Annotated in this window: 12 protein-coding genes; 8 read left to right on the top strand and 4 right to left on the bottom strand. The window is 65.4% G+C overall.

Going from position 1 to position 9,484, the window contains the following annotated elements:
- Nucleotides 1-137: 137 nt before the first annotated feature.
- Nucleotides 138-1,091 carry an SPOR domain-containing protein gene (locus JWQ90_RS27530; protein WP_299698290.1) on the top strand — a complete coding sequence of 318 codons (954 nt, stop codon included), beginning with the start codon at nt 138-140 and terminating at the stop codon, nt 1,089-1,091.
- 88 nt (nt 1,092-1,179) lie between these two features.
- Here the strand turns inward: JWQ90_RS27530 and JWQ90_RS27525 are convergent, their stop codons facing one another.
- Nucleotides 1,180-1,854, bottom strand: coding sequence for an HAD family phosphatase (locus JWQ90_RS27525; RefSeq protein ID WP_299698289.1), 675 nt, complete (start codon nt 1,852-1,854; stop codon nt 1,180-1,182).
- Between the two features lie 106 nt (nt 1,855-1,960).
- Here JWQ90_RS27525 and JWQ90_RS27520 point away from each other — a divergent pair, with 106 nt between their 5' ends.
- The 3 genes from JWQ90_RS27520 to bfr all read left to right on the top strand — a co-directional run bounded on the left by JWQ90_RS27520 (nt 1,961) and on the right by bfr (nt 3,386).
- Nucleotides 1,961-2,476 carry an RNA pyrophosphohydrolase gene (locus JWQ90_RS27520; RefSeq protein WP_299698288.1) on the top strand — a complete coding sequence of 172 codons (516 nt, stop codon included), beginning with the start codon at nt 1,961-1,963 and terminating at the stop codon, nt 2,474-2,476.
- A gap of 85 nt (nt 2,477-2,561) precedes the next feature.
- Nucleotides 2,562-2,786, top strand: a complete 225-nt coding sequence (locus tag JWQ90_RS27515) for a (2Fe-2S)-binding protein (RefSeq protein ID WP_299698287.1) — start codon at nt 2,562-2,564, stop codon at nt 2,784-2,786.
- A gap of 117 nt (nt 2,787-2,903) precedes the next feature.
- Nucleotides 2,904-3,386 carry a bacterioferritin gene (bfr, locus tag JWQ90_RS27510; protein ID WP_299698286.1) on the top strand — a complete coding sequence of 161 codons (483 nt, stop codon included), beginning with the start codon at nt 2,904-2,906 and terminating at the stop codon, nt 3,384-3,386.
- Nucleotides 3,387-3,478: 92 nt separating this feature from the next.
- Here bfr and JWQ90_RS27505 read toward each other — a convergent pair whose 3' ends face one another.
- Nucleotides 3,479-3,895 (bottom strand): CopD family protein, encoded by a 417-nt coding sequence (locus JWQ90_RS27505; protein ID WP_299698285.1) that lies wholly within the window; start codon nt 3,893-3,895, stop codon nt 3,479-3,481.
- 99 nt (nt 3,896-3,994) lie between these two features.
- Here JWQ90_RS27505 and argC point away from each other — a divergent pair, with 99 nt between their 5' ends.
- Genes argC through erpA form a run of 4 tightly spaced genes read left to right on the top strand, consistent with a single transcriptional unit; the run spans nt 3,995 to nt 6,711 of the window.
- On the top strand, nt 3,995-5,026 hold the full coding sequence (gene argC / locus JWQ90_RS27500; protein WP_299698284.1) for an N-acetyl-gamma-glutamyl-phosphate reductase: 1,032 nt from the start codon (nt 3,995-3,997) through the stop codon (nt 5,024-5,026).
- A gap of 10 nt (nt 5,027-5,036) precedes the next feature.
- On the top strand, nt 5,037-5,783 hold the full coding sequence (locus tag JWQ90_RS27495; protein ID WP_299698283.1) for a DUF6776 family protein: 747 nt from the start codon (nt 5,037-5,039) through the stop codon (nt 5,781-5,783).
- A gap of 27 nt (nt 5,784-5,810) precedes the next feature.
- Nucleotides 5,811-6,317: a polymer-forming cytoskeletal protein gene (locus JWQ90_RS27490; RefSeq protein ID WP_299698282.1), complete on the top strand. Its 507-nt coding sequence runs from the start codon at nt 5,811-5,813 to the stop codon at nt 6,315-6,317.
- Nucleotides 6,318-6,327: 10 nt separating this feature from the next.
- The gene (gene erpA / locus JWQ90_RS27485) at nt 6,328-6,711 is read left to right on the top strand and encodes an iron-sulfur cluster insertion protein ErpA (RefSeq protein ID WP_299698281.1); all 384 of its coding nucleotides are present in this window, start codon (nt 6,328-6,330) and stop codon (nt 6,709-6,711) included.
- Between the two features lie 129 nt (nt 6,712-6,840).
- Here the strand turns inward: erpA and JWQ90_RS27480 are convergent, their stop codons facing one another.
- Both JWQ90_RS27480 and JWQ90_RS27475 read right to left on the bottom strand, forming a co-directional pair.
- Nucleotides 6,841-7,242 carry a CAP domain-containing protein gene (locus JWQ90_RS27480; RefSeq protein WP_299698280.1) on the bottom strand — a complete coding sequence of 134 codons (402 nt, stop codon included), beginning with the start codon at nt 7,240-7,242 and terminating at the stop codon, nt 6,841-6,843.
- 7 nt (nt 7,243-7,249) lie between these two features.
- Nucleotides 7,250-9,397 carry a prolyl oligopeptidase family serine peptidase gene (locus JWQ90_RS27475; RefSeq protein WP_299698279.1) on the bottom strand — a complete coding sequence of 716 codons (2,148 nt, stop codon included), beginning with the start codon at nt 9,395-9,397 and terminating at the stop codon, nt 7,250-7,252.
- Between the last annotated feature and the right edge of the window lie 87 nt (nt 9,398-9,484).

The following is a 9,484-nucleotide window of genomic DNA, read 5'->3' as shown; positions in this document are numbered from 1 at the left end:
GAGCGGTCCTTGACCGCGATTGAGGCCCTCAGCCGCACAATCGCGGTCAAGGACCGCTCCTACAGTTCCAGAAATCGGCTGGTTTGTGTTTATATAACTGCTGGCATGTCTATAATCAATTTAATATCACGAACCCCATGATCACGATCAAAACTCGCCTGAGCTGGTTGCCGCTCGCCCTGATGACGCTCGTCGGTACCGCGTCCGCTGCAGCCGCCGGTGATCGCGTGATGAGCCTGGACGTGGTGCAGGCGGCGGCGCCGTTCTCTGTGATGCGTGGCAAGGATTCGGTGCCGCCCGCCCGTGTTGTGCCGCTGGCCAGTGGCGACCAGTTGCGGACCGGCATCAACGGGCGTGGTTCGCTGCGTTTCGGCGTCACGATGATGACGCTGGGGCCGGACGCCGCGCTGAAAGTCGGCAGCATCCAGCAGCCCGCAGGGGGGCTCAACGGGCGAGTCGATCTGGACCTCGGCGAGGGCGCGTTCCGGGTCGATGGGACCGAGGAGCACCGCCTGCCGCAGGACGTGCGGCTGACGATGCTCGATCTGCGGCTGCGCATTTTCGGCGCGGATGTCTGGGCTAGTGCCGGCGCGACGCGGCGCGAGGTCTGCCTGTTGTCCGGTGCGGTCGAGATCGTTGGCGTATCCGGCTCCGAGCGTCTCGACGTGCCCGGCGACTGCCTGAGTTCGGACGCGAGCGGCCTGCATCGGCAGAAAGCCGACGACGCCTCGATGAAGCAGCGGCTGGCGCTGACCGACTATGCGTCCCTGAAGGCGGCGGCCGCTGCGGCTGCGATTGCCGCGGCACCGCGCCAGGAGCCGGCCAAGATCGCGCCGGTCACAGCCGCCACCGCCAGCGGCTGGACTCTGGTGGCGGCTGCGCTGGCCGACAGCGAGTCGGCCGAGGCCGAGGCCCAGGGCATGGTCGAAATGGGCTTGCCCGGCGTCGTGCGCATCCACGATCTGCCCGACGGCCAGCGCGTCTACCGGGTGACGATCGGCAGCTTCGCGACCAAGGAGCAGGCCGTCCAGTTCGGCGCCGAGGTCAAGAAGCGCTTCGGCATGACCCAGATCTGGGCCGCACCGTACTGAGTCTGTAGGTTGGGGTGAGCGCAGCGAACCCCAACATTTCGTCCGCGCTGATGTTGGGGTTCGCTGCGCTCACCCCAACCTACGAGATCTACGAAATCCGCGGGACTTCGCCGCGCAGGCTGATCACGCTCCAGCCGCGGCGCTCGGCTTCGGCGCGCAGCACCTCGTCCGGGTCCACCGCGACCGCGGTGTCGGCGCGCTCCAGCAGCGGCAGGTCGTTGCGCGAGTCGCTGTAACAGGTCATGTGTTCGAACATCTGGGGCTGCGCCGCCAGCCAGCGTTCCAGTCGCAGCACTTTGCCGGCCTGGAAGTTCGGAAGACCGGCCAGCCTGCCGGTGTAGCGGCCATTGACGAATTCGGGATCGGTCGCGATCAGCGCATCGACGCCGAGCAGTTCGGCGATCGGCTCGGTGACGAAGCGGTTGGTCGCGGTGGTGATCAGCAGGGTGTCGCCCTGCAGGCGGTGACGCGCGATCAGCGCCGGAGCCAGCGGCGCAATCACCGGCTCGATCTTGTCGCGCACGAACTGCGCACGCCAGGCCAGCAGCGTCTCGAAGCTCTGCGCGGCCAGCGGCGCGAAACTGAAGTGGCAGAACGCCTCGATATCCAGCGTGCCGGCCTTGTATTCGTCGTAAAACCGCTGGTTTTCGCGCTCGTAGACCAGGCGGTCGACCTGGCCCTGTTCGATCAGGAACTGGCCCCAGAGGTAGTCGCTGTCGCCGGCGAGCAGGGTGTGATCGAGATCGAAAATCGCCAGGCGCATGAGGGATCGCAGGTTGGGGAGCAAGGAGAATAAGCACTCAGTTTGCCGCTGCTTGCCGGCATGTGGAAGAATCGATTCCGGCCACTTTCCCACGTGCTTGATCCAAGTGATTGATTCGGACGGATATCGTCCCAATGTCGGGATCATCCTGACGAATGCCGCCGGCCAGGTTCTGTGGGCCAGGCGGATCGGACAGGAGGCCTGGCAGTTCCCGCAGGGCGGGATCCAGCGCGGCGAAGCACCGCGCGACGCCCTGCTGCGCGAACTCCACGAGGAACTTGGCCTGCTCAGCGACGACGTCGAGATCGTCGCAGTGACCCAGGGCTGGCTGCGCTACAAGCTGCCGAAACGCTATGTGCGCCAGGGGCGCGGCCGCGTCTGCATCGGCCAGAAGCAGAAGTGGTTCCTGCTCAGGCTGATTGCACCGGAAGAACGCGTGCATTTCGATGCTTCGCCGACACCGGAATTCGACCGCTGGCGCTGGATCGACTGGTGGACCCCGGCCGACGAGGTAATCGAGTTCAAGCGCGAGGTCTATCGGCGTGCTCTGGAGGAGCTGGCCGCGGCAGCCGGAATCGCCGCTCGCCCGGCAATGCCAGCACCGATCGGTCCGCCCTCTTAGACGCGAACGATTACTATTTGATTCTGCTTGGCCGTTCGGGTAGCGTATCGCAATCGTTCTCATTCAGGCTGCCGCGTCCCAAGCCATGTACGTCTGTGTCTGCAAGGCTGTCTCCGACACCCGCATCAAGCGCCTGGTCAGCGAAGGTGCCTGCACGCTGCGTGACCTGTCGCGCGAAACCGCGCTCGGCACCTGCTGCGGCATCTGCGTGCCGGCCGCCCGCCAAGTACTGTCCGAGGCGTTGTCGGCGCAGCCGATCCGGCTCTCCGATCTGGGTGCGCGCGCGCCGATGACCGCCGCCGCCGCCTGAAGGGGTACTGCGAATCACACGCATAACCGCTTAAAAGTTCTTGCTGAACAGCTACTTACACTGGACTCAGGCTTGCCGACTGGCTACACTGGGTGCTGATTCCCAGGGAAGGCAGCCATGCGCGGCGATACCAAGGTTCTCGAGTACCTCAATCTCGCACTGAAGAACGAACTCACCGCGATCAACCAGTACTTCCTGCATTCGCGGATGCTCGGCAACTGGGGCCTCAAGAAACTCGAGAAGCTCGAGTACGAGGAATCGATCGACGAGATGAAGCATGCGGACAAGCTGATCAAGCGCATCCTGTTCCTCGACGGCCTGCCCAACCTGCAGGACCTGGGCAAGCTCTACATCGGCGAGAACGTCAAGGAAGTGCTGGAGTGCGACCTCAAACTCGAGTACGAGGCGCACCCGATGTACAAGGAGGCGATCGCCCACGCCGAAAGCGTGCGCGACTACGTCACGCGCGAGGTTCTGGTCAGCATCCAGGAGAGCGAGGAAGAGCACATCGACTTCCTCGAGGAGCAGCTCAAGCTGATCGAGCAGATGGGTCTGCAGAACTACCTGCAGACCGCGGCGGGCGAGCTCGAAGGCGCCTGAGCAGCCGTAGGTTGGGGTGAGCAAAGCGAACCCCAACGTCGGCGCGAACGACTGTTGGGGTTCGCTGCGCTCACCCCAACCTACGGTGTCCGCTAGAACGGCTTCACCACCACCAGAATCACGATCGCGATCAGAAACAGCGCCGGCACTTCGTTCATGAAGCGCCAGTAGCGCGCGCTCCTGGTGTTGGTCTTGTTGGCGAACTTGCGCAGGTTCATCTTCAGAAATCCCTGGTAGCCGGTCAGCAGGATCACCAGTGTCAGCTTGGCGTGCAGCCAGCCCAGGTGCAGATAGCCCGGCACCATCACGATCATCGCGATGCCGGCGACCCAGGTGCCGATCATCGCGATCGTCATGATCCCGTAGAGCTTGCGCTCCATCAGCACAAAGCGCTGATGGCCGGCGCCGTCCTTGGTATCGCTGTGGTAGACGAACAGCCGCGGCAGGTACAACAGGCCGGCGAACCAGGCGACGACAAACATGATGTGTACTGCTTTGACCCAAAGCATGCTGGCTCCAGTGGCTGGCGTGGCGCGCGCTTCAATGCGAAGCGGCAAAAGCCTATCATCCCGGTCCTTTTGCATCTTCGGTAGCTTCAAGAGAACGTCATGATCAAGGTCGGGATCGTCGGAGGCACGGGTTACACCGGGGCCGAACTGCTGCGGCTTTTTGCCGCCCATCCGCAGGTACGCGTCACCACGCTGACCTCGCGCAAGGAAGCCGGCCTGCGCGCCGACCAGCTGTTCCCGAGCCTGCGCGGCCATAGCGACGCGGTGTTCTCGGCACCGGACGAAGCCGCGCTCGCGGCCTGCGACGCGGTGTTCTTCGCCACCCCGCACGGCACCGCGATGCAGATGGCGCCAGCGCTGGTCGAGCAGGGCGTCAAGGTCATCGACCTGTCGGCCGACTTCCGGATCAAGGACGCCGCCGAGTTCAAGCGCTGGTACCAGCTCGACCACACCGCGCCGGCCCTGCTCAAAGAGGCGGTCTACGGCCTGCCGGAAGTGAATCGCCACGCGATCCGCAGCGCGCGCGTGATCGGCAACCCCGGCTGCTATCCGACCGCGGTGCAGCTCGGCTTTCTGCCGCTGCTGGAGGCCGGCGTGATCGACGCGACCAATCTGATCGCCGACTGCAAGTCCGGCGTCTCCGGCGCCGGCCGCGAAGCGCGCGTGACCTCGCTGTTTGGCGAAACCTCGGACAACTTTCGCGCGTATTCGGTGCCCGGCCACCGGCATCTGCCGGAGATCGAGCAGGGCCTGCGCCAGGCTTCGGAGACCCCGGTCTCGCTGACTTTCGTGCCGCACCTGACGCCGATGATCCGCGGCATCCACGCGACGCTGTACGCGCGGCTGACCCGGCCCGCCCTCGATCTGCAGGCGCTGTTCGAGTCGCGCTACCGCGGCGAGCCCTTCGTCGACGTGATGCCGGCCGGCGAGCACCCGGAGACGCGCAGCGTGCGCGGCGGCAACCAGTGCCGCATCGCCGTGCATCTGGCGCCGGACGGCAGGACCGTGGTCGTGCTGTCGGTGATCGACAACCTGGTCAAGGGCGCGGCCGGGCAGGCCGTGCAATGCTTCAACCTGATGTTCGATCAGCCGGAATCCACCGGCCTGGATGCGCCCGGCCTGACGCCGTAACGCGGCGCCCATGCAGCACCGCATCGTCGTCAAGCGCCACCGGCCCTGGTTCAGGGCCGGTTTGATCGCCGGTGCGGCGGCCGTGATCGCGATTGCCGGCTTCGGGCTTTACGCCTGGGTGCGCACGCACACGATCAGCGAATTCCGCCAGACCAGGACCGAGCTCGAACAGCTTCGCGACGAGCGCCGCGACCTGGCTCGCGAGCTGCGCACAGCGCGTAGCGAAAACACCGACCTGCGCCAGCAGATCGTCTACGCCCAGCGTTCCACCGAGATCGACGGCGCCGCCTGCACCGAGGTCAAGGCCTCGCTGTCCGACCTGCAGGCCGAGGCGGCCGACCTGCGCGAGCAGGTCGCGTTCTACCGCGGCATCGTGTCGCCGGACGAAACCCGCGCCGGTGTGCGCGTGCTGGATCTGAAAATGACCCAGCAGCCGGATCGCCAACACTGGCGCTACGACTTGGTGCTGATCCAGTCGGTACGCCACGACAAGCGCGTCGCCGGCAGCGCGCAGCTGCGGCTGATCGGCAGCCGTGACGGCGAGCAGGTCACCCAGGACCTGGCGCCGCTGCTCAGCGGCGACGCCAGGCTGCCGCAGTTCGCATTCAAGTATTTTCAGGAATTCACCGGCGAATTCCGCTTGCCGCCGAACTTCCGTCCGATCCGCGCGTCGGTCACGCTGGATATCGACGGTGAGCAGGCGGCGGTCGAGAACGAGTTCGACTGGAGTAAGATCAGGGTCGAGCTGCCTCCCTAGATGCGCAAGACCTGAGCTTTCCGGAACATGATGTTCAACAGCAAGAACACCAGCAGCAGCCCGCCGCCGCCGCGCAACACCGGCACCGTCGAAACCCTGGTCGGCCGTCAGACCGAGATCAAGGGCGACGTGTTTTTTACCGGGGGGCTGCATCTGGATGGCCGCATTCTGGGCAATGTCGCTTCAACCGCCGACAAGTCCGCCCATCTGTCGATCAGCGAGAACGGCGCCATTGAAGGCGAGATCCGCGTCCCCATGATCGTCTTGAACGGCGCCGTGGTCGGCGATGTCTACGCAAGCGAGAAGCTGACGCTGGGCGCCAAGGCTAGAGTCACCGGAAACGTGTTCTACAAGCTGATCGAGATGCAGCCGGGTGCGCAGGTCAACGGCCAACTCGTCCACGAATCGATGGCGGCGGCGCTCAAAGCTCGTCAGCCGGTAGCGGTACAGGACTACAGTAGTGATAGCCGGATCATCGACGTGCAGGATGCTGGAATCCAGCATCAGCAGCACGTCGATGCAATCCCGGATTGAGGAAGCAGACATGAGCACGACCGAACCCAGCGTTTATAAGCCGTCCGCGGCACCGCCGCCGCCGGCGACCGATGTGGTCTTCACCGAAGCCGCGGCGCGCAAGGTGCGCGAACTTCTGGACGAAGAGGAGAATCCCAGCCAGATGCTGCGCGTATTCGTCTCCGGCGGCGGCTGCTCGGGCTTCCAGTACGGTTTCAAGTTCGACGAGGCCGCCGAGGAAGACGACACCAGCGTCGAAACCCTGGGTGTCACCCTGGTCGTCGATCCGATGAGCCTGCAGTACCTGGTCGGAGCCGAGATCGACTACAAGGAAACCGTCGAAGGCGCGCAGTTCGTGATCCGCAACCCGAACGCGACGACGACCTGCGGCTGCGGGTCTTCGTTCTCGGTTTGATTCGCCAATAATTCCCTCCCCCGCGAGCGGGGGAGGGCTAGGGTGGGGGCGTTCGTCGCGGAGCAACTCTTTGCCGCACGCCCCCATCCCGACCTTCCCCCGCACGCGGGGGAAGGAGACCCGAACAAGCTAGCTCGGCGTCGCCAGCAGCATCGCGTAATACCAGCAGTCCACCTTCGGCGAGTAGTGCCGGCCCAGCCCGCAATCGGTGAAAGCCGCGGTCAGCAGATTGTCGCGGTGGCCCTGGCTGAGCCACCACTGTTCGTAGGCCAGTGCTGGCTCGGCCCGCGTTCGCGCCAGTATGTTTTCTCCGACTCGCTGCCACCGGTAGCCTGCCGCAGTCGCGCGATCGCCAGGCGTCGATTCGCCCGATCCGCCGTGCGACAGGAAGCCGCCCGCGGCCAGAAACTCGGCGTGCAGCTGAGCTGCGCGGCCCAGGCGCGAATCGTTGCGCAGCGGATTCATTCCGGCCGCCGCCCGCGAGGCATTGGTCAGCTGCAGGATCTCGATCAGCTGCGCGTCACCGTTCAAGATGCACTCAAGGCGAGGACGGCGATTCGGCCGCGCCGGCCGTGTAGTGCCACATGAACGCGAGCTTGTCGGATTCTTCCTCGATCACTTTCGACACCGGCTTGCCGCCGCCGTGGCCGGCGCGCGTGTCGATGCGGATCAGGACCGGCGCGACGCCGGCCTGCGCGGCCTGCAGCGTCGCCGCGTACTTGAACGAATGCGCCGGGTGCACGCGGTCGTCGTGGTCGCCGGTGGTGATCAGCGTCGGCGGATAGTGCGTGCCGGGCGTGACGGTATGCAGCGGCGAATACTTCGAAAGGTAGTCGAAGCCCTCGGCGTCGTCGGACGAACCGTAGTCGCCGACCCAGGCGTAGCCGACGGTGAATTTGTGGAAGCGCAGCATGTCCATCACGCCGACGGTGGCCACCGCCGCGCCCCACAGCTGCGGATGCTGATTGACGCTGGCGCCGATCAGCAGGCCGCCGTTGGAGCGGCCCCAGATCGCGATGCGCGGGTAGGCGGTGTAGTCGTGCTTCACCAGATACCCGGCGGCGGCGACGAAGTCGTCGAACACGTTCTGCTTGCGCTCGCGCGTGCCGGCCAGGTGCCAGTCTTCGCCGTACTCGCCGCCGCCGCGCAGGTTCGCCACCGCGTAGATGCCGCCGCGCTCCATCCAGGCGAGCGCGGAGACGTCGAAGGCCGGCGTCTTGGGGATATTGAACCCGCCATAACCATGCAGCCAGGCGCGCGCGCGTCCGTTGCGCTTCAGGCCTTTTTTGTAGCTGATGAACATCGGAATCCGGGTGCCGTCCCTGGACGGATAGAACACCTGCTCGGTGCGGTATTGCCGGGGATCGAAGGCGAGGCGCAGCCTGCGAAAGGCTTCGACGCGGTTGCTCTTCAGGTCCGCGCGATACGGCGTCTGCGGCTGATTGAAGCTGCTGTAGCCGAACAGCAGTTCGCTGTCGTCCGCGCTGGCCTGCAGTTTTTCCGGCACCGCGCCGAGGCCCGGCAGCTTCAGCTCGCCGGCGGGTTTGCCCTCGAGCGTATAGGTGCTCAGCCGGCTCGCGGCATCGTGCAGGCTGAGCACGACCAGCTTGCCGCCGGCGAGCTTCACCGCGGCGATGGTGTCGGCCGATTGTGCGATGACCGGCTTCCATTCCGGTGCCTGGGGCTTGGACAGATCGATCGAGACCACGCGCCGGCGCGGCGCTTCGCGGTCGGTCGTGAAGTAGGCGATGCTGCCCTTGCTGCCGATAAAGTCGTAGGCGTCGTCGAAGTTGTCGACCAGTTTGACGATGTCCGCGGGCTGCTGCTCGGAAGCCAGATCGCGCACATAAATACGGCTCTTGTCGCCCGAGCCTTCGCGCATCGTGATGATCAGATAGCGGCTGTCGTGGCTGACTTCGCCTTCGACGAACCACTTCGGATGAGCCGTTTCCTCGAACACCAGCCGGTCTTCGCTCTGCTGGGCGCCGACGCGGTGGTAGTACAGCTTCTGGTCGGCCAGGCCGTCGAACACCGCGCGATTGCTGGACTTGTCGCCGAGCGCCGCGGGCGGATCGGGATAGCGCGAGTAGTAGAAACCGGCACTGTCCGCGGTCCACGAGGCATCGGAGAACTTGATCCGCTGCAGGCTCTCGGGTGAATCCCTGCCGCTGGCGACGTCGCGCACGCGGAACTCGTTCCAGTCCGAGCCGGCGGCGGCGGTGGCGTACATCAGCCAGCGGCCGTCGGGCGAGGGCTCGAACTCAGCCAGCGCGATCGTGCCGTCCTTCGACAGGCGATTCGGATCGAGCAGTTCGCGCGGCGCGTCACTGCCTTTCTGTACATACAGCACCGCCTGGTTCTGCAGGCCGTCGTTGCGTGTGTAGAAATACTGGCCGCCGGCTTTGGCCGGCACGTCGAAGCGCTCGTAATTCCATAGCGACGTGAGCCGCTTCGACAGCGCTTCGCGCTCGGGCAGCGCGGCCAGGAACGGCAGGCTGAGCGCGTTCTGCGCCTGCACCCAGGCCGTGGTTTGCGCGGAGTCCAGATCTTCCAGCCAGCGGTAGGGGTCGGCGATCTTGGTGCCGTGGTACAGGTCGATGACGTCGCCTCGCGGCGTGGCCGGGTAGTCGAGAGCGGCGGCGGCCAGCGGCGCGGCCAGCGCAGCGGCGAGCAGAGCAAAACGCATGGAGGGTTCCTTGAGGACAGGTTGCTAGCTTGCCGGAAAACGGCCACGCGGGCGCCACACACGTAGGGCGGCAATCCTTTGCCGACG

Origin of the sequence: Hydrocarboniphaga sp. (assembly GCF_028291725.1) — a bacterium.
Taxonomy (GTDB): domain Bacteria; phylum Pseudomonadota; class Gammaproteobacteria; order Nevskiales; family Nevskiaceae; genus Hydrocarboniphaga.
This window is presented reverse-complemented; position numbering and strand designations above follow the sequence as displayed.

What these genes read in the sequence shown, in the direction of transcription:
- JWQ90_RS27530 (WP_299698290.1), top strand. Translation starts at nt 138, where the DNA reads ATGATCACGATCAAAACTCGCCTGAGCTGGTTGCCGCTCGCCCTGATG.
- JWQ90_RS27525 (WP_299698289.1), bottom strand. Translation starts at nt 1,854, where the DNA reads ATGCGCCTGGCGATTTTCGATCTCGATCACACCCTGCTCGCCGGCGAC.
- JWQ90_RS27515 (WP_299698287.1), top strand. Translation starts at nt 2,562, where the DNA reads ATGTACGTCTGTGTCTGCAAGGCTGTCTCCGACACCCGCATCAAGCGC.
- bfr (WP_299698286.1), top strand. Translation starts at nt 2,904, where the DNA reads ATGCGCGGCGATACCAAGGTTCTCGAGTACCTCAATCTCGCACTGAAG.
- JWQ90_RS27505 (WP_299698285.1), bottom strand. Translation starts at nt 3,895, where the DNA reads ATGCTTTGGGTCAAAGCAGTACACATCATGTTTGTCGTCGCCTGGTTC.
- argC (WP_299698284.1), top strand. Translation starts at nt 3,995, where the DNA reads ATGATCAAGGTCGGGATCGTCGGAGGCACGGGTTACACCGGGGCCGAA.
- JWQ90_RS27495 (WP_299698283.1), top strand. Translation starts at nt 5,037, where the DNA reads ATGCAGCACCGCATCGTCGTCAAGCGCCACCGGCCCTGGTTCAGGGCC.
- JWQ90_RS27490 (WP_299698282.1), top strand. Translation starts at nt 5,811, where the DNA reads ATGATGTTCAACAGCAAGAACACCAGCAGCAGCCCGCCGCCGCCGCGC.
- erpA (WP_299698281.1), top strand. Translation starts at nt 6,328, where the DNA reads ATGAGCACGACCGAACCCAGCGTTTATAAGCCGTCCGCGGCACCGCCG.
- JWQ90_RS27475 (WP_299698279.1), bottom strand. Translation starts at nt 9,397, where the DNA reads ATGCGTTTTGCTCTGCTCGCCGCTGCGCTGGCCGCGCCGCTGGCCGCC.